This window comes from Streptomyces sp. NPDC048473 (genome assembly GCF_043200155.1).
Classification (GTDB): Bacteria; Actinomycetota; Actinomycetes; order Streptomycetales; family Streptomycetaceae; genus Streptomyces.
Map to the genome: position 1 here is coordinate 160761 of NZ_JBICXE010000015.1, position 19617 is coordinate 180377.

Here is a 19617-nt window from a genome sequence, read left to right on the forward strand (position 1 = left end):
GTTACGTTGCGAAAGCGATATACCGGTGGAGTAGACCTCCGGCGATCGCTCGGGAGAGGATCGCAGCTCATCCGGAATGCCCCACGAGGACGTGGCCGGCGCGGATGACGCAATGGACGAGGACGGACTGGGCTGTGCAGCGGCGCTACTTGGGACTGACCGCGGCGGTGGCCGCACTGGGATTGACGGCAACGTTGTCGGGATGCGGCGGCAGCAGCAGCGGATCGGGGGATGTCACCCTCAAGCTCGTCGCGGCGGACTACGGCAACAGCGCGGCCAACAGCTCCAAGAAGTACTGGGCCGAGCTCGTGAAGGGCTTCGAGGCGTCCCACCCCGGCATCAAGGTCGATGTCAGCGTCTATTCGTGGAAGGACGTCGACCGCAAGGTCGCCGAGATGGTGAAGAAGGGGCAGGCCCCCGACATCGCCCAGATCGGCGCGTACGCCGACTACGCCAAGGCCGGCAAGCTCTACCGGTCCGAAGAGATGCTGAACATCCCCACCCAGGCCAACTTCCTGCCGCGCCTCGCCGCTGCGGGCAGCGTGGACCAGACCCAGTACGGACTGCCGTTCGTCGCCAGCACCCGGCTGCTCTTCTACAACAAGAAGTTCTTCGCCCGGGCGGGCCTCGATGCCCCGCAGACCTGGGACGACATACGCAGCGACGCGGCGGTGCTCAAGCAGCGCGGTGTGACGTACCCGATCGCTCTGCCGCTCGGTCCGGAGGAGTCCCAGGCCGAGACCATGATGTGGCTGCTCAGCGGGGGCGGCGGCTACATCGACGACGTCGACTCGTACGAGATCGACTCACCCGAGAACATCAAGACGTTCGACTGGCTGAAGACGAACCTGGTCGACAAGGGCCTCGTGGGCCCCGTCGCCCCCGGCAAGCTCGACCGCGGCAAGGCGTTCGACGCGTTCACGCGCGGCGAGGTCGGGATGCTGAACGGTCACCCGACGCTGATGCAGGAGGCCGAGAAGAAGGGCGTCTCCGTCGGCATGGTGCCGCTGCCCGGTATCGGTGGCCCCACAAAGGGGTCGATGGGCGTCGCCGACTGGATCATGGGCTTCAAGCAGCGCGGTCACCGTGTCGAGATGGGCAAGTTCTTCGACTATCTCTTCACCGACAAGAACGTCATCGACTTCGCCGACGAGTACGACCTGCTGCCGGTCACCGACAGCGCCTCCGCGGCGATGGAGTCCGACCCCAAGTACAAGCCGCTGTGGAAGTTCCTGGCCGCGCTGCCGAACTCGGAGTTCTACCCGTTCGGCAAGACGTCCTGGGCGCGGGCCAGCGAGTCGATCAAGGAGAACATCGGCAACGCGGTCGCGCCGAGCGGGCGCCCCGAGAGCGTGCTGGGGAAGATCGCGCAGGACGCGAGGGCGGCGGAGGACGCGGAGTAACGGCCGGCGGCGCTTCGGCCGGGCGATATGTTGGCTGATATGACCGCCCCTCCGAATGGCCCCGACGACACGGACGGCCCCGTCGGTCTCTCCGACAGGGACCGTGCCGTGCTCGCCGTCGAACGGCAGTCGTGGGCCGGGCCGGGGGCGAAGGAGCGCGCGATCCGCGAACAGCTCGGCATCTCGCCCACGCGCTACTACCAGCTGCTGAACGCGCTCCTCGACGACCGGCGCGCGCTGGAGGAGGACCCGGTGACGGTGAACCGCCTGCGCCGGGTACGCGACGCGAGACGGGGGCGCCGCTGAGGGGCGTTCCCGGGTGCGGCGTGAATTTCGGCCTCGCCGGCGTTTGAGGCGCGGGGTCCGACGGGGTGGAACCCCGGGTTCGGGAAGGGGCGGGTAGGGGAACAGGCCCGCCGCAGGCGCCCCCAACCCCCGCACCCCGCTATAGGCTCCCCTCATGGGCAGCAACCCGGAAGCACCCGCGCCGAGCGAAACCCCGTCCGAGCTCCCGATCCCCACCACCCCATCCGGCCGAGAAGCTCTCGCCGCGATCCTCGCGCGCCCGGACCGTGCGGTCATCGCGCTCGATTTCGACGGGACGCTCGCCGACATCGTCCCGGACCCGGAACAGGCCCGCGCCCACCCCTGCGCCGTCGACGCGCTCGTCGCGCTCGCCCCGAAAGTGGCCTCCATCGCGGTGATCACCGGCCGCCCGGCCGGCGTCGCGGTCCGGTACGGGGGCTTCGCCGGGGTGCCGGGGCTCGACCACCTCGTCGTCCTCGGCCACTACGGCGCCGAACGCTGGGATGCCGTGTCCGGCACGGTCCACACCCCCGCCCCGCACCCCGGCGTCGCCGCGGTCCGCGCCGAACTCCCGGGCGTGCTCGACCGGTTCGATTCGTGGCACGGCACCTGGATAGAGGAGAAGGGCCAGGCGCTCGCCGTCCACACCCGCCGCGCCGCCGACCCTCAGGCCGCGTTCGAGGCCCTGCGCGGCCCCCTCGGCGAGCTCGCCGCCCGGCACGGGCTGATCGTCGAACCGGGCCGCCTGGTCCTGGAGCTGCGCCCGCCGGGCATGGACAAGGGTGTGGCGCTCGCCCAGTACGTACGGGAGACGGACGCCGAGTCCGTCCTGTACGCGGGTGACGACCTGGGCGACCTCGCCGCGTACGCCGCCGTGGAGAAGCTCCGCGCCGGGGGCCCCGACGGCATCCCCGGCCTGCTGGTCTGCAGCGGCAGCGCGGAAGTGCCCGAACTGGCCGAGCGGGCCGATCTGCTGCTGACCGGCCCGGGAGCCGTCGTCGCCTTCCTGGCAGCCCTGGCCGAACGGATCTGACGCCTCACTCCCGCCGCAGCGCGTCCAGCTGGTCCAGGAACCACTGCTGCGGCGGCAGCGCCACCGCCGCCGCGGCCAGCCGCTCCGTGCGCGCGGCCCGTTCGTCGTCCGCCATCATGAGCGCCTCGTGCAGCGCCGCCGCCGTCGCGGACACGTCGTACGGGTTCACCACGACCGCGTCGCTGCCCAGCTCCTCGTACGCCCCCGCCTCCCGCGACAGCACCAGCGCGCAGCCGTGGTCGGAGACGACCGGGACCTCCTTGGCGACCAGGTTCATGCCGTCGCGGATCGGGTTGACGAGCGCCACGTCCGCCAGCCGGTACGCGGCGAGCGAGCGGGCGAAGTCGTCCTTGACGTGGAGCACGACCGGCGTCCAGCCCGTCGTGCCGTACACGGCGTTGATCTCGTCGGCGACCCGCTGCACCTCCGCCGTGTAGTCGCGGTACACCGCCAGGTCCTGCCGCGACGGGTACGCGAAGGCGACATGGACGACGCGCTCGCGCCATTCCGGCCGCTCGTCGAGGAGCGCGCGGTAGGCGAGCAGGCCGCGCACGATGTTCTTTGACAGTTCCGTTCGGTCCACTCGTACGATCGTCCTCCGCCCGGGGCCGACCTGCTCCCGAAGCGCCGCCATCCGCTCGTCCACGTCCGCCTCGTGCGCGCGCCCGCGCAGGAAGTCCGCGTCCGCGCCGAGCCCGTGCACCCCGATCCTGGTCCGCCCGGTGCCGCCCAGGATCTCCGTACAGCAGCCGATGAAGGCGTCCGCCCAGCGCCGGGTCAGGAAGGCCGCCCGGTCCGCGCCCAGGATGCCGTGCAGCAGCTGCTCGGCGATGTCGTCGGGGAGCAGGCGGAAGTAGTCGACGGGCGCCCACGGGGTGTGCGAGAAGTGGCCGATCCGCAGGTCGGGGCGGAGCTCGCGGAGCATGCCGGGCACCAGCGCCAGGTGGTAGTCCTGCACCAGCACCGCCGCACCCCGGCCCGCCTCCTCGGCGAGCGCCTCGGCGAAGGCCCGGTTGTACGTTTCGAAGGACGCCCACTGCCGCCGGAACTCCGCGTCGAAGACCGGTTCCAGCGGCGTCTGGTACAGCATGTGGTGGACGAACCAGAGCACCGAATTCGCGATGCCGTTGTACGCGTCCGCGTGGACGGCCGCGTCGATGTCGAGCATCCGTACGCCCTGCTCACCGACCCCGCGCCGGACCGCCTCCCGGTCCCCGTCACCGAGCGCGGCGCACACCCACAGCTTGTCCTTGACGGCGCTCAGCCCGGAGACGAGCCCGCCGCCGCCCCGCTTCGCGTCGAGCGATCCGTCCGTGGCGAGGGTGTACGACACCGGGCCGCGGTTGGACGCAACGAGGACCTGGGCAGCGGGCTGGGCTTCGTGCTCGGAGACCATGTTGCGGAATCTAGCCCGATCACGAACCACCCAAACGTGCGAAGTCAGGCCGCGTCAGGCCGCGCGGCGCGAAACGTACTCCTCGATCTCGCGCATCGGGGGCCGCTCCTCGGTGTCCACCGCATGGGTACGCGGTACGAAGCCGTCCTCGCCGCGCTCGAACTGGGTGAGCGAAGGCCGCACCAAATGACCGCGGGACAGACGGAGTTGAGCGGTCCGGTAGATCGCCGCCGCCATCCGGCCGAGCGCCTGCCCGTCCTGGTGGCGGTGCTTGCGCACCCCCACATCGACCTGGGCCAGCGCGTCCAGACCCACCGTGTGCAGCGCGTCGACCAGGAGGCCCAGTTCCACTCCGTAGCCGACGGGGAAGGGCAGCCGTTCGAGGAGGGAGCGGCGTACGGCGTACTCCCCGCCCAGCGGCTGGACGAAACCGGCCAGCTGCGGCCAGTGCAGATTGAGCAGCGGACGGGCCACCAGTTCGGTGACACGACCGCCCTGACCTGCGGTGTCACCGAAGGGGCGGTCGTACATCGCCTTCACGAACTGCACGTCCGGGTCGGTCAGCAGCGGGCCGACGATGCCGGAGACGAAGTCCGCCGAGAAGTCCTTCAGATCGGCGTCGATGAAGCAGACGATGTCACCGCCGGTCACCAGGAGCGACCGCCACAGCACCTCGCCCTTGCCGGGCACGGCGGGTATCCGGGGGAGTATCTCGTCCCGGTGCACCACCCGGGCGCCGGCCTCCCGGGCCACCTTCGCGGTGGCGTCCGTGGAACCGGAATCGATCACCACGAGTTCGTCGACCAGCCGGACCTTCTCCATCAGCTCGCGCCGGATCGTCGCGACGATCTCGCCGACCGTCGCCTCCTCGTTCAGCGCAGGCAGTACGACGCTCACGCTTCCGCGACGCGGGTCGCGGGCCTTGGCGGCGATGAGCCGGTCCAGCGGGCGGTCGGCTGCCGACCAGGAACGCCTGGCCAGCCAGCGTTCGGCCTCTTCCAGCACGGTCGATACTCCCTGTATGTGATCCATCTCGCGGTTCGGACGACTATCTCAACTGTCCGGTGCTTCGGTTACAGTCTTGAACAACGCGGATGGCCATCGCATGTCGGGGTCCGTCCGCCAATAAATGCCTGGATCGATGATCCAGTGCCACAGCGCTCATCCAGAGGGACTGAGGGAACGGCCCGTTGAAGTCCCGGCAACCCTCCCGCCGACCGCGAGGTCACGGTGGGGAAGGTGCCAATTCCGTCTTGTGGCGAAATGCGTCGCAAGGAAGATGAGGAGAAAGGGCCTCCGCCATCATGGCCGTGCAGACTGTTGCAGTAAGCACCAATTCTTCCGCCGAAGCTGCCGAAGCTGTTGATCTCGGTCCCGCCGCGGCGCTTTCCTGCCGCGAGTGCGGCGAGCGTTTCGAGCTCGGTCCCATTTTCGCCTGCGCGTCCTGTTTCGGGCCGCTCGAAGTGGCGTACGACCTGCCGAGCGGCACCCCCGACGAGCTGAAGAAGCGCATCGAGGCCGGACCCAACAACATCTGGCGTTACGCGCCGCTGCTGCCGGTCCCCGCCGATGTCGCGGACAAGCCCAACATCAACCCCGGCTTCACCAAGCTGGTCAAGGCCGACAACCTCGCCCGCGAGCTGGGCATCACCGGCGGCCTGTACGTCAAGGACGACTCCGGCAACCCGACGCACTCCTTCAAGGACCGCGTCGTCGCCATCGCCGTCGAGGCCGCCCGCGCCTTCGGCTTCACCACCCTCTCCTGCTCCTCCACCGGCAACCTCGCCGGTGCGGTGGGCGCCGCCGCCGCCCGCGCCGGTCTCCGTTCCTGCGTGTTCATCCCGCACGACCTGGAGCAGGGCAAGGTCGTCATGGCCGCGGTGTACGGCGGTGAGCTGGTCGGCATCGAGGGCAACTACGACGACGTCAACCGCTTCTGCTCGGAGCTCATCGGTGACCCGCTCGGCGAGGGCTGGGGCTTCGTCAACGTCAACCTGCGCCCGTACTACGGCGAGGGCTCCAAGACCCTGGCGTACGAGATCTGCGAGCAGCTCGGCTGGCAGCTGCCCGACCAGATCGTCATCCCGATCGCGTCCGGCTCGCAGCTCACGAAGATCGACAAGGGTCTGCAGGAGCTGATCAAGCTCGGTCTCGTCGAGGACAAGCCGTACAAGATCTTCGGCGCCCAGGCCGAGGGCTGCTCCCCGGTCTCCACCGCCTTCAAGGCCGGTCACGACGTCGTACGGCCCCAGAAGCCGAACACGATCGCCAAGTCCCTGGCGATCGGCAACCCGGCCGACGGCCCGTATGTCCTGGACATCGCCCGCCGCACCGGCGGCGCGGTCGAGGACGTCAACGACGAGCAGGTCGTCGACGCGATCAAGCTGCTGGCGCGCACCGAGGGCATCTTCGCGGAGACGGCGGGCGGGGTGACGGTCGGCGTGACGAAGAAGCTCATCGAGGCCGGTCTGCTCGACCCGGCGCTGACCACCGTCGTCCTCAACACGGGTGACGGCCTCAAGACCCTGGACGCGGTGGCCGCCACGTCGCAGGCGACCGCGACGATCCGCCCGAGCCTGGACGCGTTCCGCGCCGCCGGCCTCGCCACCAGCTGACCACCCGAGACCGAAGAAAGGCACCCACCATGAGCGTCAAGGTCCGCATCCCCACCATCCTCCGCACCTACACGGGCGGCCAGGCCGAGGTCCCGGCCGAGGGGTCGACCCTCTCCCAGGTCATCGAGTCCCTGGAGCAGAACCACCCGGGCATCGCCGCCCGCGTCCTGGACGACCAGGGCAAGCTGCGCCGCTTCGTGAACGTGTACGTCAACGACGACGACGTGCGCTTCGAGGGCGGCCTGGAGGCGGCGACGCCGGACGGCGCGGGCATCTCGATCATTCCGGCGGTCGCGGGCGGCTGCTGACCCCCTGTCCGGTTTCCCCGGACGACTTCACGGCTTTATCGGAATTGCCCCCTCCGCGAGAGAAGCGGAGGGGGCAATTCTGCATGGTTGAACGCGGTAGAGTGAGGGAAGTCCCCCGAGCTGCCCGTGCCGCCCGCATATGAGAATGCGCCCGGCCACGACAAGATGCAGCCAAAGTGTTCGATCTTCTTGCGCCATAAGTCGCCTTTGCCTGGCCCGACTTGCCCAGGAATCTCATGAATTCCCCCTATTCGGGCGTTCGGTGCTGCCCAGAATTCTCGTCCGATTGACCTGTTGCAGACGGCAGTTGGGCAGATACATTCGGCCGCGGTCGACGCGTTCCGGCGCACGCACCCTCTCCTGTCGGAGGGTGAGTTCTGACCCGGGCCCGCGAAGTGCGGTCCTGTGCAAGGGCCAGTAATAGGGGAGTTAGGCATGGCTCAGGGCACCGTCAAGTGGTTCAACGCGGAGAAGGGGTACGGCTTCATCGCGGTCGACGGTGGTGCGGATGTTTTCGTCCACTACAGCGCGATCCAGATGGACGGATACCGCACCCTCGAAGAGGGTCAGCGAGTTGAATTCGAGATCTCGCAGGGCCAGAAGGGGCCGCAGGCGGACATGGTCAAGCTCGCCGTCGGCTGAGCTCGGCGCGGTCGGCCAACGACACTACTCACGCACGGAGGGCCCGTACCCCTGGGGTACGGGCCCTCCGTGCGTCCGCGTCCGCGTGCGTGTCCGCAGCCACCCGCGAGTGGCTGTCGTTGCCCGCATCCCTTGTCCACATCCCGAGGGGGACGCTTGCACTCTCCGGGGGCGAGTGCTAATCATTGGCGTTAGCACTCTCCAGGTGAGAGTGACAGAACTTGGACCGGGCCGGTGAGGCCCGCAGGTCCGGTGGGGCAAGGAACCACCGGTCAGGCAGGCCGTCCGTCGCGGGCGCCACTCGGTCCGGAGAAATCCACCCCTGTCCGGGAGGACCACTTCACATGGCCAAGATCATCGCGTTCGACGAGGAGGCCCGGCGCGGTCTCGAGCGCGGCATGAACCAGCTCGCCGACGCCGTCAAGGTCACCCTTGGCCCCAAGGGCCGCAACGTCGTCCTTGAGAAGAAGTGGGGCGCCCCCACGATCACCAACGATGGTGTTTCCATCGCCAAGGAGATCGAGCTGGAGGACCCGTACGAGAAGATCGGTGCGGAGCTGGTCAAGGAGGTCGCCAAGAAGACGGACGACGTCGCCGGCGACGGTACGACCACCGCCACCGTTCTCGCTCAGGCTCTCGTCCGCGAGGGCCTTCGCAACGTCGCCGCGGGTGCCAACCCGATGGCCCTCAAGCGGGGCATCGAGAAGGCCGTCGAGGCCGTCTCCGCCGCCCTCCTGGAGCAGGCCAAGGACGTGGAGACCAAGGAGCAGATCGCTTCGACCGCCTCCATCTCCGCCGCCGACACCCAGATCGGCGAGCTCATCGCCGAGGCCATGGACAAGGTCGGCAAGGAAGGCGTCATCACCGTCGAGGAGTCCCAGACCTTCGGTCTGGAGCTGGAGCTCACCGAGGGTATGCGCTTCGACAAGGGCTACATCTCGGCGTACTTCGCCACCGACATGGAGCGCATGGAGTCGTCTCTCGACGACCCGTACATCCTGATCGTGAACTCCAAGGTCAGCAACGTGAAGGACCTCCTTCCGCTGCTGGAGAAGGTCATGCAGTCCGGCAAGCCGCTGCTGATCATCGCCGAGGACGTCGAGGGCGAGGCCCTGTCGACCCTGGTCGTCAACAAGATCCGTGGCACCTTCAAGTCCGTCGCCGTCAAGGCCCCGGGCTTCGGTGACCGCCGCAAGGCCATGCTCGGCGACATCGCCATCCTCACCGGTGGCACCGTCATCTCCGAGGAGGTCGGCCTCAAGCTGGAGAACGCCGGTCTCGACCTGCTCGGCCGCGCCCGCAAGGTCGTCATCACCAAGGACGAGACCACGATCGTCGACGGTGCCGGTGACAGCGACCAGGTTCAGGGTCGCGTCAACCAGATCCGTGCCGAGATCGAGAACTCCGACTCGGACTACGACCGCGAGAAGCTCCAGGAGCGCCTCGCGAAGCTGGCCGGCGGCGTGGCCGTCATCAAGGCCGGTGCCGCGACCGAGGTCGAGCTCAAGGAGCGCAAGCACCGCATCGAGGACGCGGTGCGCAACGCCAAGGCCGCCGTTGAGGAGGGCATCGTCGCCGGTGGTGGCGTGGCTCTGCTCCAGGCCTCGGCCGTCTTCGAGAAGCTGGAGCTCTCGGGTGACGAGGCGACCGGCGCCAACGCCGTCAAGCTGGCGCTGGAGGCCCCGCTCAAGCAGATCGCCGTCAACGGTGGTCTTGAGGGCGGAGTCGTCGTCGAGAAGGTGCGCAACCTGCCGATCGGTCACGGTCTGAACGCCGCGACCGGCGAGTACGTCGACATGATCGCCGAGGGCATTCTCGACCCGGCGAAGGTCACGCGCTCCGCCCTGCAGAACGCCGCGTCCATCGCCGCGCTGTTCCTGACCACCGAGGCCGTCATCGCCGACAAGCCGGAGAAGGCCTCTGCGGCCGCTCCGGGCGGCATGCCGGGCGGTGACATGGACTTCTGATCCTGACGGATCGGTAGTTCCTGTACAGCTTTGCCGCATCGGCCCCCGGGGATTCGTCCCCGGGGGCCGATGTCGTTCTCTGCGGGACGGGCTGCGCCCACGATGCCCGCCGGAGCACCGTGGGCGCGCGCTGTCCCGCCCTACGGGAGCCGGTCGAGGAGCCAGGTGCAGAGTTCCTCGGTCACGAGGGTGTGGCCCTCGTTCTGGGACGCGAGCTTGAACTCGTCGAGCCCACTGGCACCCGGCGGGAGCGCGGAGATGTCCTTGTACAGCTCCTCGTCCGTGTCCAGATCACCGACGTCGACCGCGCTGACGGCCGGGACGAAGCAGTGCGAGCGGATACGTGCGTCGGTCTTGAACCCGAGGATGGGGTTGAGGGCGTTGAACCCGTCGGCGAGGATGCCGAACCCTTCCAGCGAGCCGCCGGGTGCGCCGTCGATCGACGGGAGTCCGGACGTACGCACCTCGTTGGTCTTCAGCGTCACCACCCGCAGCTTCGCGACGAGTTCGTTGTCGCCCGGGGACTGGGTGTAGAGCTTGGTGCCCGCGACCGACAGACCCTTGCCCTCCAGGGCCAGTTCGCCGGCCTGCACATCGGTGCCGACGCCGTCGGCCGTGCCGTTGGCGACACCGACCAGCCGCGGCCGGCGCGGCCATTCGCCGATGGCCTCCATCTCCGCGAGGAACGCGGCACGCTCGTCGCTCCGGCCCGGCGTCCCGTCCCACTTCCCGATGTGCCGCCACAGCAGCTGACGGGCGGCCGGGCTGTTGATCTGGTCGGAGAACCGGCTGTCGAGATCCTTGATGTAGTGCGCGAACGCCTGCAGCGCGATCGGGATCCAGGCGCCCCGGTGCGGGCTGTCGTACGAGAAGTACAGAGCGGTCTGATGGTCGATGCTCTGGCTCTCCATCTTGGCCAGCGCGTGCCGGGTGACGAGCCCGCCCATGCTGAACCCGCCGACGGCCAGCGGCGCGTGGCCCTGCCGCTCCGCGATGGCGTGCTGGATCGCGGCCTGCGCGGTCTTGGAGTTGTCCAGAATCGATGCACTGCGCTCATGGAAGCCGAGAATGATGACGTCGTGTCCCCGGCGGCGCAGTTCGCTGATGAGCGCGTAGTCGCCGAACTCCATGATCTCCCAGGAGAAGTCCAGGCTGCTCGGCCCCGTGTTGAAGCCGTCGGCGAAGATCACGGGCCGTACGAGACCCGAGTGCCCCTCGGCGAAATACACCCAGGCGGTGCCGCCCGGCAGGTCCCACACGGTGCTGGGCGGCAGCGGGAGGGCGCCGTGCTTCTCGGCGTCCAGGCGGGGGCCGGGGGCGAGAGTGATGGCGGGCTTGCTGAGAAGCTCCGAGACGATCTGCTCGTGGGTCGGTTCGGACATTATTCGTTCCCCTTTGCACTGATTCGTTACTACGAGTGCCAATGGGAACACATGGAGTAGCGATCCGGCTGGAGAAGTGGATCAAATCACTCCCAGGTGGGAGCCGGTTTCGGGCACCCCGCGATCACGGGCGGCGGGAGCGGCGCGGGTGAACAATCCGCTCGGATCGTGGGGTCATTGCTGCCCGGACCTCGCTCATGCGGTCGCGTACGCCCATGGCCGGAACGGTTCCGGCCGGCCCGGTGGGCACGTCGACGGGGTTGCCCCGGCATGGTCCGCATCGGCCGCCGATCAGGGCCTCCGCGCTGCCGGGTGCGCGGCACTCGCTGCATTCGAGGGCGCGCAACACCGTCCGCTGTTGTGCCGGAGTGACTCGTTCGGGTGGCATCTTGTCGGTCAGCCGCCTGCGGACGAGGGCCGCCGCGTGGTGGACGGGGGTGGGCAGGCCGTCGGTGAGGGCGTGGAGCAGTTCCGCCTCCGTGGCGCCGCGCTCGAACCAGTCGGTGACCTGCGGTTCCAGCGCCGCGCAGTCCGCCGCCGAGAGGGTGAGGGCGGGCGCGGAACGGCCCAGTGCGGCCAGCAGTACGAACGCCCGGAAACGGGTGGGGTGTTGGTTCTGCTGCTCCGGAGGTGCGTCGCCCCGGGTGAACGCCGCCCACCAGTCGTCGTTTCGCGCGGTACGGGAGAAGAACGTGCGGGTCACCCAGAGCAGGACCTCGTCATTGGCGACGCACTCGCTGCCGCGCCGCAGGTGCCCGGCGTCCTGGAGCCGGTTGAGGGCGGTCCGCAGCGCGCACTGGCCGTACGGGAGGACCTTGGCCAGCGTCTTCACGGAGATGTCGGCGCCCTCGGGCAGCCGGTCGATATACGCGGCGATGGACGCCTCACGGGGCGGCAGATGCGCGAAATCGCGAACGGTGCGGGGGTGTTGGGCGGGTGCGGAACGCTTGCCGTAACCAGGATTGGCCATCGGGTGCGGGAGCGCGGGCAGGGATACGTGCGGGGCGCACGGGGCAGCACTATGCTGGCTGTCAGCCATCAGATCGGGCCTAACGATCGAGGTGGTCAAACCCCCGTCAGGTGTTCCTGCACCCGGCGGGGGTTGTTCGTTATTCGGAACGCTAGAGCGTCGCCACCATCCGTGGCAAGCCGGTCACGAAAAGTCAACTCTCCGGGCAGGGAGGGTGGGTGGGAAGTGGCCCACCTCCCGCTCCTCGGAAAGAGCGCTCGGACTTCGCGGCTTGAGCTCCGGGGAATTTCGCCTGGTGGGGGCGCGCGGGAGTGGCGCGAGTGCGCCGCGTGTGATTCGCGTGCGCCGCCGCCGTTGGGGTGGAAAGCCGGGCCGGGGGCCTGGGGAGCGTGTGAACGGCCGCACATGTTTGTGATCTTGGGACGCAGGGCTGCCCTTGGCCCGTCTCCCAGTGTTTCTCTCTCGTACGAGGAGTCCCGTGCGTATTCGTTCGATCCTCTCCCTCGCCGTGTCCGCTGTCGCCCTGGCGGCGCTGGCGACTCCCGCTCAGGCCGCCGACGACGGCGCCTACTTCATCCGTGACGTACGCAGCGGCGCGTGTCTGGCGGGCGGTGAAGGCCCGCTGGGCGGCCACATCGAGCCCTGCAACCCCGGCACCGTGTGGGAGATCCGCAACCAGGGCGACGGTCTGGCCCAGATCGTCGAGGCGCGCGGGGAACGCCGCTGCCTGGCGCTCTCGCCGATCCGGATCTACCCGCCGGCCGTGTGGGTCGCCGAGTGCGACAACCACCCCGACCGGTGGACGATCCAGGGCGCGCCCGACGAAGGGCCGGTCGCCATCGCCCTCGGCCGGGGCGAGTTGGGCCACCTGACCACGCAGGGCAGCCGCGCGATCATCAGCTACGACGGCGGGCCCCAGTGGATCCTGGAGCGGCTCGGCTAGTACCTGTTCGCCGATCATGCAGCCGCCCCGTGCCGGGAACGTCCTTCCCGGCACGGGGCGGTTTTCTCCGTCGCGGCAGGGCCGATGGCCGGGCTCCCGCCAGTTCGGCTGTATGCCCTACCGGAAGGCGGCGATGTTGTGCCGGGCCCAGTCGGCGAAGGTGCGGGGCGCGCGGCCGAGGATCCGCTCGGCGTCGGGGCTGATGCGCTGCTCGGCGGGGTTGGGCTTGCCGAGGATGTCGAGGGTGGTCCCGACCACGGGCTCGGGCATGAACTGCAGCATCTGCGCACGGGCCTCGTCGCGGGTCTGCTCGATGAACCGGATCGGCTCGCCGAGCGCGTCGCCGATCGCCTCGGCTCGTTGCCGGGGCGTGCTGAGGGCGGGCCCGGTCAACTCGTATACCCGTCCGGCGTGGCCGTCTTCGCGCAGGACCGCGGCGGCCACCTCGGCAATGTCGGCCGGGTCGATGGCCGGCAGGCCGACGTCGGCGAACGGTGCGGCGACGGTCCGTCGGGCACGGACCGACTCGGCCCAGGCGTAGGCGTTGGAGGCGAAGCCACCGGGCCGCAGGATCGTCCAGTCCATGCCCGACTGCCGGACAGTGTCCTCGATGGACCGTCCCAAGCTCCCGTGGGAGGCCGACTCCGGGCGGGTTGCGACTCCTTGGGAGGACAGCAGCACGATCCGTCCCACCCCGCCGGTCTTCGCGACGTCGAGGATGTCCCGTGGGCTCAGCAGGTGCGCACCGGCGCCGGTGTCGTGCAAGAACAGTGCGTCAGCGCCGTCGAAGGCAGGCCGGAGGCTCTCTGGGTCGGACAGGTCGGCCTGTCGGTACCGGACGCCCTGCGGCACGGCCGCGTCCGAGACGCTCCGGGACACTGCCGTCACCTGCTCACCGGCTGCCGCGAGTGCCTGCACGAGCGGTCGACCGACGTTGCCGGTCGCTCCCGTCACTACGATCATGGCCAACTCCCGTGTTGTTTCAACGTGGTTGTTCACGCCCGAGCGGGCGAGAACGTCGCGGGGCGGGGTGAACTCGCTGCGACCCCGTGAAGCTAACACCGTCGGTATAGTAGGTACCTAGAGGAAAGTGACTACCCCGAACTACCCCGAGGGGATCCGCATGGCGGACAGCGCAACCTTGATGGAATCCGCGTCGGCCGATCCCGAACAGGCCTGTCCGATCGGCCCGGTCGTGGACATCGTGTTCAGCCGGTGGACCACACCGATCCTGTGGACCCTCAACATGCACGGTCGGCAACGGTTCGTCGAGCTGGAACGCCGGATCACCAGGATCACGCCGAAGGTGCTGACCCAGCGGCTGCGGCAGCTCGAACGCGACGGCATGGTCGTGCGCACCTACCACCCGGAGGTCCCCCCTCGGGTCGAGTACGAGATCAGCGAGCTCGGCCGCAGCCTCGCCCCGCTCTTCGCCCACCTCGCGGAATGGGCCTCCACCAACCTCGACAAGGTCGAGGTGGCCCGGCACGGCTACGACACCGATTTGGCCCGGTAGCCGGACAACATGCGTCCGGGCCCGGGGACTTGAGCCCCGGGCCCGGACGTGTGCTGTGCGCGGTTACCGGTGACGGGCTTCGAAGGTGGCGAAGGCCGTCTCCTGGCGCCACTCGGTCGCTGCCTTCGGGTTGTCGGCGAGGTAGCGGGCGCAGCGTGTGCTCGGGTGGTCGGTGCCGGGCCGGTTGCCCGAGCAGGCGGCGACCAGGTGGTAGCCGGAGGGGGCGGAGCCGGAGTCCCACAGGCTGCGGCCGTTGCGGAACGCGTACTCCAGCGAGGCGCGGGCCAGGTCCTTCAGCTCGGTGTAGCCGAGGTCGTACGTCCTGGCGGCGTACTGGTACTCGTGGCTGATGTCGATCCGCGAGACCCCCGGGTCGTCGGTGGACAGGACCACCGGGACGCCGTAGCGGCGGTACGCGTTGAACGGGTGGTCGTCGCCCGCGATGCCGAGGATCTGCTTGTTGCTGCTGAACGGCACCTCGACCGCCACCTTGCGTCGCGCCATCGTCCGGGCGAGCTGCCGCCAGTCGTCCTCGTGGACGAGGTCCACGCCGTGTCCGATGCGTTCGGCTCCGGCGACGAGTACGGCCTCGCGGATGTGGAAGGTCAGGTCCTCGGGCTTGACCAGGCCGGGGGCCAGTTCACCGGCGTGGAGGGTGAGGTGGGCGCCCGGGTACCGGCCGCGCAGATAGTTCAGCATCCGCATCTGGAGGCTGTAGTTGAGCAGCGCGCTCTCCCCGTCCTCCGGCTGTACGAGGTTGACCGCGACGAACCTCGGGTCGCGCTCCGCCAGCCGCATGCCGACCGCGATCTGTGTGAACACCCGTGCCGGGGTGCTGCCCCGGGACACCTGGGAGATCCACCTGACGGGGAGCCTGCAGCCCGGATCGGGGCGCGCGGTGTCGCAGTGCGCGGCCACCCGGAACTGTGCGTCGGCGGCGTCGGCCTCCCGGACCGCATCGTCCACGACCCGGTCGAGCCGGCCGTCGGCCAGAAGCTTGCGGTGGAAGGCGGCGAAGTCGGGGTCGTAACCCACGGCGTCGGCAAGCTGCTTGGTGCTCTCCGACGCGGGGGTGACCATGGTCTCCAGATAGAACTGGTTCTGCTCGACCACGGTGTCGGCCACGTCGGCGAGCAGCTTGCCTCGGTCCCAGGTCGCCAGGCTGAACTTGCCGAAGGTGTCGAAGAAGTGGTCGTGCCCGGACTGATCGGACGGGAAGTCCTGCATGGACCAGGCCCGGACGATCTGCTGCCGGAACGCGGCATCCGTCTGCGCGTCGACGGCGGGCCTCTTGCCGGGTCCGCACGGCGGCGCGACAGCCGTCATCGTCGCGTCGATGCACAGCCCCTTCTCGCCCGCGAGCTTGATCAGGAACTCGGTCTGCGCCGCGCCCGACAGGTGGTTGTGGAGGTCACCCCCCTTGGGCAGTGCCTTGAAGAAGTCCTTCAGCCTCTCGGGCCTGCCCTGCAACGAGTCGAGGTACGCGGCGGTCCTGCGCTCGGCGGAGGTCACCGCGCGGGGCGACGCGTCAGCCTTGACGGGTGCGGCCGCGGCCGGGACCGCGGGCAGCAGGGACAGCACGGCGAGTACGCCGAGCCCGGCCGGGATCAGGGACTTGGGACGGTGAGCCGTCCGGATTGATGAGATCACGGCCGAATGATCGCGTCCGGGGAGGGTATTTCTCACCCAAACCGCATCTATGGCCGGAAACGTCCACCCGATCGAGTGCGCGAGCGGTCACGCCACTTGGCACGACCGCACGTGGCTTCTACAACCTCGGGTTCGGAGGCGACGACTTCTGCTCTCGTTCACCATCCACCCTGCTCCACTTCGTGCGGGGGGTTTACCCCCGGAAGGGTTCGGAAGCTGTCCCCAGCGCGCGGCAACGGATTCTCAGGCGATGATCCTTCTCAAGTTGCACAACGCAAGTCGAGGGGTAAACAGCATGGCTAGGCAGCACAAGCGCATCAGCCGACGGGGACTGCTGGTGACGGCGGCGGTCGCGATGGGAGCGGTCCTCACTCCTGTGGCGGTCCAGGCCGCCACAGCCGATACGGCCGGTATGGCCGACGGGAAGCAGAACCCGGTACGCGCACTGGAGCAGGCGGCCCACCCGCTGCGTTCGACCGAGCCCGGCGGGAACACGGCCGACCTGCGAGCCCTGTCCGTGATGGTCGGCGACGCCGAGGTGGTCGGCCTCGGCGAGGCCACCCACGGCTCCCACGAGTTCTTCACCATGAAGGAGCGGGTCTTCCGCCACCTCGTCGAGAAGAAGGGCTTCACCACCTTCGCCCTGGAGCTGAGCTGGTCCGCGGGACTCCAGATCGACGACTACCTCCAGACCGGCAAGGGCGACGCCCGCAAGATCGCCAAGGAGACGCTGGCCAACTCCCCGTGGGAACGCGAGGAGTTCGTGAGCCTCATCGAGTGGATGCGCGACTACAACCGCCACCACCCCGACCGCCCCGTCCACTTCATGGGTGACGACATCGGCGCCCCCTCGCTGAACGACGCGTTCTTCGGCCGGGTGACCGGCTACGTACAGGAGAACCACCCGGACGTTTTGGCGCGGCTCAACGAGCTCTACACCGGCCTGCGGCCCATCGACGACGTCTTCGCCTACCTGGGCAAGCCGCTCGCGGAACGGCAGCGGCTCGCCGCCAACGCGCAGCAGGCCCTGGAACTGGTCAGCAGCCAGAAGGGCTCCGGCGGAGACGCGTTCGACTGGGCCGAGCAGAACGCCCGCTCCATCGCCCAGACCGCCAAGTTCCTCACCTTGAACCCCGACGATCCGGAGTCGGTGAACACCCTGGAGCGCTTCCGCGACGAGGTGATGGCCCAGAACGTCACTTGGTGGCAGCAGCACACCGGCGACAAGATCCTGCTGTCGGCGCAGAACGACCACGTCGGCTACGTCGCCGGCGATCCCGAGATGTACTCCAAGACGCAGGGGTCGTTCCTGCGCGACACGATGGGCAAGGACTACCTCCCCATCGGCTTCACCTTCGACCGGGGCTCCTTCCTGTCGAAGGACGGCGCGCTCGGCGGTGACTGGAAGAAGTTCACCGTGGACGCCGCCGGGCCCGGCAGGAACGAGCACACCCTCGACCAGGTCCGCTACCGGGACTTCTACCTCGACGTCCGCAAGGCCCCGGCCGCGGCGCGCGCCTGGCTGAACGTTGCCCGGCCCACGCTCAACCTCGGCACGCAGTTCCCCTACGAGCCGCGCGATATCGCGATCGCCAAGTCCTTCGACGTCCTCATCCACCTCCACGAGGTCCGGGAGGCCGACAAGCTGAAGCCGTAACGGCCCCGCCGCCTCGTCGGCCGCCCCGTCGCGGCTGCCCACCGACGGTCGCGAAACCTCTCAGGCGTGCTTGAGGTCCGTGACGAACGAGGCCCAGGCGGCGGCCCGGAACACGACGGTCGGGCCCTCGGTCACCTTGGAGTCGCGTACGGGGACGATGCCGGGGTGGCCGTCGGCGACTTCGAGGCAGTCGCCGCCGTCGCCGCCGCTGTACGTGGACTTCCGCCAGGTCGCGACTTCGAGGCAGTTGCCACCGTCGCCGCCGCTGTGTGAGGACTTGTGCCAGGTCGCTGAGGACAGGTCGTAGTCAGAACTGCTGATCTTCATGGGCGTAATCCTCCGCCACCGACTCGATCAGAGCCAGGGACAATTCCGGTGACAATGCGCTGGCCGCAAGCAGATCGTAAGTCAGTTCGTAGCGAGCGACAGGCCCCGGTTCGTCCAGCAGTTGGCCTGACCCGAGCCCGTCGAGATAGGCGAGCGGAGGTGCGTCGGAGAACGACATCAGCTTCAAGCCGCCGTCCATGGCCGCGTGTGCACCCTCGCTGAAGGGAATCACCTGCACGATGATCCGGTGGCGTCGGATCAGCGCTGCGATGTGTCGCAGTGCCTCTTCCATCGCCGCAGGCCCGCCCGAGCAGCGACGTAATACGGCCTCGTCAAGAACCGTCCACAACATTGGCGTTGTTGGATCGTCCAGGAGCTGGCCGCGTTCGAGCCGTGCCGCCACCAGGCTGTCGATCTCCTCCTCCGGCGCCGTCGGCTGGTACGCCCTGAACACCGCCCTCGCGTAAGCCTCCGTCTGCAACAGGCCCGGGATCAGCAGCGGCGCGTACTCCTTGATCCTTTTTGCCACGGCCTCCGCCTCGGCCGCTTCCGCGAAGTGGTCCGGGTACTTCGACTTCTTCAGTGCAACGCAGTTGCGCGCGAAGAACCCGTCCGCTTTCAGGATCTCGTCCAGCTTCTGGGCCTGATCCACCTGCATCCGTCGCGTGCCGGACTCCAGCTGTCCGATGAAGGAGCCGCTGACGAAGAGCGGGAGGCCCAGATCCTCCTGGGAGAGGCCCTTGCCCTCTCTTCTGTGGCGGAGTTCTGCGCCGAGCAGGGCGCGTGGAGAGGAGGAGGGGTCGAGTTTCTTGGGGCCTGGCATGACAACTCCCTGTGACACACGTGCGGTTGTTGGTTCTGCGCCTCTTCCAGGCTAGCGACGTGTTGGACACGCTGGGTATGCATTGTCATTACTCAGCGTGGAAAGGGATGGATCATGACGACGACGGAACGGCGCAGGGCGGCAGAGGGCAGAGTGCGGGCGGCGGAGGACGCTGTGGCGCGGCTGAAGGAGGGGTTTTCCGGGCTCGGGATCACGCTGCCCTCGCTGCGGATCGACCCGGTGTCGTGTGCGGGGAACGAACCGGTGTCGCCGCTGGTCGACCTCGGCCGGTGCAACCTCGACACGGCGCTGCGGCTGAGTGTGGTGCTGGAGGCGCAGGGGCTGGCCGGTCATGACGGGTGAGGGGCTTGAGCCGTGTGCGCCCGAGCCGGGGTCGTTCGCGGTGGACACGCGGGATGGGCGGGTGGGGCGCGTGATGGGGTGCGTCGGGCCTTGCGTACAGCTGCGGGCGCCGGGTGGCGGTGTGGAGTGGGACTGTCCGCCGGAGTCGGTGCGCCCGGCCCCGCTCGGGGAAGTGCTGCGGGCCTGGGTCAGGGAGGTCAATCGGGAGGGGCGGCTGCCGTGACGGTCTCCGCTCGTCAAGCCTGATGCGGCGGCGGACGTGGGGAAGGGCGACGCCCTGGATGGGTGCCGCCCTTCGGTCGGGCCGGTCGGCCCG

General features: G+C 68.9%; 20 protein-coding genes and 1 riboswitch. Of the genes, 12 read left to right on the forward strand and 8 right to left on the reverse strand.

Annotated elements, in window-relative coordinates; all coding sequences use genetic code 11:
* Window positions 1-104: 104 nt before the first annotated feature.
* From ACGFU7_RS24200 to otsB, 3 genes are all read left to right on the forward strand, one after another.
* Window positions 105-1403 (forward strand): ABC transporter substrate-binding protein, encoded by a 1299-nt coding sequence (locus ACGFU7_RS24200; RefSeq protein WP_393698152.1) that lies wholly within the window; start codon window positions 105-107, stop codon window positions 1401-1403.
* 39 nt (window positions 1404-1442) lie between these two features.
* Window positions 1443-1709: a DUF3263 domain-containing protein gene (locus tag ACGFU7_RS24205; RefSeq protein WP_393698154.1), complete on the forward strand. Its 267-nt coding sequence runs from the start codon at window positions 1443-1445 to the stop codon at window positions 1707-1709.
* 154 nt (window positions 1710-1863) lie between these two features.
* The gene (gene otsB / locus ACGFU7_RS24210; protein WP_393698156.1) at window positions 1864-2742 is read left to right on the forward strand and encodes a trehalose-phosphatase; all 879 of its coding nucleotides are present in this window, start codon (window positions 1864-1866) and stop codon (window positions 2740-2742) included.
* A 4-nt stretch (window positions 2743-2746) separates the two neighbouring features.
* On the opposite strand, the gene ACGFU7_RS24215 is transcribed toward otsB, so the two are convergent.
* Both ACGFU7_RS24215 and ACGFU7_RS24220 read right to left on the reverse strand, forming a co-directional pair.
* Window positions 2747-4138 (reverse strand): trehalose-6-phosphate synthase, encoded by a 1392-nt coding sequence (locus ACGFU7_RS24215; RefSeq protein ID WP_393698158.1) that lies wholly within the window; start codon window positions 4136-4138, stop codon window positions 2747-2749.
* Window positions 4139-4192: 54 nt separating this feature from the next.
* Complete coding sequence (locus ACGFU7_RS24220; protein WP_393698225.1) at window positions 4193-5143, reverse strand: glucosyl-3-phosphoglycerate synthase; 951 nt, start codon at window positions 5141-5143, stop codon at window positions 4193-4195.
* 153 nt (window positions 5144-5296) lie between these two features.
* Window positions 5297-5424: riboswitch (SAM riboswitch) on the forward strand.
* 18 nt (window positions 5425-5442) lie between these two features.
* Between ACGFU7_RS24220 and thrC the strand changes: the two genes are divergently transcribed.
* The 4 genes from thrC (at window position 5443) to groL (ending at window position 9670) form a co-directional block, all read left to right on the forward strand.
* Window positions 5443-6753, forward strand: a complete 1311-nt coding sequence (gene thrC / locus ACGFU7_RS24225; RefSeq protein WP_393698160.1) for a threonine synthase — start codon at window positions 5443-5445, stop codon at window positions 6751-6753.
* Between the two features lie 29 nt (window positions 6754-6782).
* The gene (locus ACGFU7_RS24230; protein WP_093895830.1) at window positions 6783-7061 is read left to right on the forward strand and encodes a MoaD/ThiS family protein; all 279 of its coding nucleotides are present in this window, start codon (window positions 6783-6785) and stop codon (window positions 7059-7061) included.
* Between the two features lie 435 nt (window positions 7062-7496).
* Window positions 7497-7703 (forward strand): cold-shock protein, encoded by a 207-nt coding sequence (locus ACGFU7_RS24235; protein WP_003967346.1) that lies wholly within the window; start codon window positions 7497-7499, stop codon window positions 7701-7703.
* Between the two features lie 344 nt (window positions 7704-8047).
* The gene (groL, locus tag ACGFU7_RS24240) at window positions 8048-9670 is read left to right on the forward strand and encodes a chaperonin GroEL (RefSeq protein ID WP_037692815.1); all 1623 of its coding nucleotides are present in this window, start codon (window positions 8048-8050) and stop codon (window positions 9668-9670) included.
* Window positions 9671-9810: 140 nt separating this feature from the next.
* Here groL and ACGFU7_RS24245 read toward each other — a convergent pair whose 3' ends face one another.
* Both ACGFU7_RS24245 and ACGFU7_RS24250 read right to left on the reverse strand, forming a co-directional pair.
* Window positions 9811-11052, reverse strand: a complete 1242-nt coding sequence (locus ACGFU7_RS24245) for a hypothetical protein (protein WP_393698163.1) — start codon at window positions 11050-11052, stop codon at window positions 9811-9813.
* A 124-nt stretch (window positions 11053-11176) separates the two neighbouring features.
* Complete coding sequence (locus ACGFU7_RS24250) at window positions 11177-12091, reverse strand: hypothetical protein (protein WP_393698165.1); 915 nt, start codon at window positions 12089-12091, stop codon at window positions 11177-11179.
* A 409-nt stretch (window positions 12092-12500) separates the two neighbouring features.
* Between ACGFU7_RS24250 and ACGFU7_RS24255 the strand changes: the two genes are divergently transcribed.
* Complete coding sequence (locus tag ACGFU7_RS24255; RefSeq protein ID WP_393698167.1) at window positions 12501-12965, forward strand: RICIN domain-containing protein; 465 nt, start codon at window positions 12501-12503, stop codon at window positions 12963-12965.
* A gap of 117 nt (window positions 12966-13082) precedes the next feature.
* On the opposite strand, the gene ACGFU7_RS24260 is transcribed toward ACGFU7_RS24255, so the two are convergent.
* Entirely contained in the window at window positions 13083-13928 is an 846-nt protein-coding gene (locus ACGFU7_RS24260; RefSeq protein WP_393698169.1) for an NAD(P)H-binding protein, read from the reverse strand.
* Window positions 13929-14088: 160 nt separating this feature from the next.
* Here ACGFU7_RS24260 and ACGFU7_RS24265 point away from each other — a divergent pair, with 160 nt between their 5' ends.
* Complete coding sequence (locus ACGFU7_RS24265) at window positions 14089-14481, forward strand: winged helix-turn-helix transcriptional regulator (RefSeq protein WP_393698171.1); 393 nt, start codon at window positions 14089-14091, stop codon at window positions 14479-14481.
* A gap of 63 nt (window positions 14482-14544) precedes the next feature.
* On the opposite strand, the gene ACGFU7_RS24270 is transcribed toward ACGFU7_RS24265, so the two are convergent.
* Window positions 14545-16131: an adenosine deaminase gene (locus ACGFU7_RS24270; RefSeq protein ID WP_393698173.1), complete on the reverse strand. Its 1587-nt coding sequence runs from the start codon at window positions 16129-16131 to the stop codon at window positions 14545-14547.
* Between the two features lie 295 nt (window positions 16132-16426).
* Here ACGFU7_RS24270 and ACGFU7_RS24275 point away from each other — a divergent pair, with 295 nt between their 5' ends.
* Window positions 16427-17788 (forward strand): erythromycin esterase family protein, encoded by a 1362-nt coding sequence (locus tag ACGFU7_RS24275; RefSeq protein ID WP_393698175.1) that lies wholly within the window; start codon window positions 16427-16429, stop codon window positions 17786-17788.
* A gap of 60 nt (window positions 17789-17848) precedes the next feature.
* On the opposite strand, the gene ACGFU7_RS24280 is transcribed toward ACGFU7_RS24275, so the two are convergent.
* Both ACGFU7_RS24280 and ACGFU7_RS24285 read right to left on the reverse strand, forming a co-directional pair.
* On the reverse strand, window positions 17849-18115 hold the full coding sequence (locus ACGFU7_RS24280; RefSeq protein WP_393698177.1) for a DUF397 domain-containing protein: 267 nt from the start codon (window positions 18113-18115) through the stop codon (window positions 17849-17851).
* Window positions 18096-18938 (reverse strand): helix-turn-helix domain-containing protein, encoded by an 843-nt coding sequence (locus ACGFU7_RS24285; RefSeq protein WP_393698179.1) that lies wholly within the window; start codon window positions 18936-18938, stop codon window positions 18096-18098. Before ACGFU7_RS24285 ends, ACGFU7_RS24280 begins: the two co-directional genes overlap by 20 nt.
* A gap of 114 nt (window positions 18939-19052) precedes the next feature.
* Here ACGFU7_RS24285 and ACGFU7_RS24290 point away from each other — a divergent pair, with 114 nt between their 5' ends.
* Together ACGFU7_RS24290 and ACGFU7_RS24295 are read left to right on the forward strand one after the other, a co-directional pair.
* Complete coding sequence (locus tag ACGFU7_RS24290; protein WP_393698181.1) at window positions 19053-19301, forward strand: hypothetical protein; 249 nt, start codon at window positions 19053-19055, stop codon at window positions 19299-19301.
* The gene (locus ACGFU7_RS24295; RefSeq protein WP_393698183.1) at window positions 19291-19524 is read left to right on the forward strand and encodes a hypothetical protein; all 234 of its coding nucleotides are present in this window, start codon (window positions 19291-19293) and stop codon (window positions 19522-19524) included. Before ACGFU7_RS24290 ends, ACGFU7_RS24295 begins: the two co-directional genes overlap by 11 nt.
* The last annotated feature ends 93 nt before the right edge of the window (window positions 19525-19617 follow it).

Coding starts and splice junctions, on each gene's coding strand:
- ACGFU7_RS24215 (WP_393698158.1), bottom strand. CDS start 4,138: ATGGTCTCCGAGCACGAAGCCCAGCCCGCTGCCCAGGTCCTCGTTGCG.
- ACGFU7_RS24235 (WP_003967346.1), top strand. CDS start 7,497: ATGGCTCAGGGCACCGTCAAGTGGTTCAACGCGGAGAAGGGGTACGGC.
- thrC (WP_393698160.1), top strand. CDS start 5,443: ATGGCCGTGCAGACTGTTGCAGTAAGCACCAATTCTTCCGCCGAAGCT.
- groL (WP_037692815.1), top strand. CDS start 8,048: ATGGCCAAGATCATCGCGTTCGACGAGGAGGCCCGGCGCGGTCTCGAG.
- ACGFU7_RS24260 (WP_393698169.1), bottom strand. CDS start 13,928: ATGATCGTAGTGACGGGAGCGACCGGCAACGTCGGTCGACCGCTCGTG.
- ACGFU7_RS24285 (WP_393698179.1), bottom strand. CDS start 18,938: ATGCCAGGCCCCAAGAAACTCGACCCCTCCTCCTCTCCACGCGCCCTG.
- ACGFU7_RS24200 (WP_393698152.1), top strand. CDS start 105: ATGACGCAATGGACGAGGACGGACTGGGCTGTGCAGCGGCGCTACTTG.
- ACGFU7_RS24245 (WP_393698163.1), bottom strand. CDS start 11,052: ATGTCCGAACCGACCCACGAGCAGATCGTCTCGGAGCTTCTCAGCAAG.
- ACGFU7_RS24280 (WP_393698177.1), bottom strand. CDS start 18,115: ATGAAGATCAGCAGTTCTGACTACGACCTGTCCTCAGCGACCTGGCAC.
- ACGFU7_RS24265 (WP_393698171.1), top strand. CDS start 14,089: ATGGCGGACAGCGCAACCTTGATGGAATCCGCGTCGGCCGATCCCGAA.
- ACGFU7_RS24205 (WP_393698154.1), top strand. CDS start 1,443: ATGACCGCCCCTCCGAATGGCCCCGACGACACGGACGGCCCCGTCGGT.
- ACGFU7_RS24295 (WP_393698183.1), top strand. CDS start 19,291: ATGACGGGTGAGGGGCTTGAGCCGTGTGCGCCCGAGCCGGGGTCGTTC.
- ACGFU7_RS24230 (WP_093895830.1), top strand. CDS start 6,783: ATGAGCGTCAAGGTCCGCATCCCCACCATCCTCCGCACCTACACGGGC.
- otsB (WP_393698156.1), top strand. CDS start 1,864: ATGGGCAGCAACCCGGAAGCACCCGCGCCGAGCGAAACCCCGTCCGAG.
- ACGFU7_RS24275 (WP_393698175.1), top strand. CDS start 16,427: ATGGCTAGGCAGCACAAGCGCATCAGCCGACGGGGACTGCTGGTGACG.
- ACGFU7_RS24250 (WP_393698165.1), bottom strand. CDS start 12,091: ATGGCTGACAGCCAGCATAGTGCTGCCCCGTGCGCCCCGCACGTATCC.
- ACGFU7_RS24290 (WP_393698181.1), top strand. CDS start 19,053: ATGACGACGACGGAACGGCGCAGGGCGGCAGAGGGCAGAGTGCGGGCG.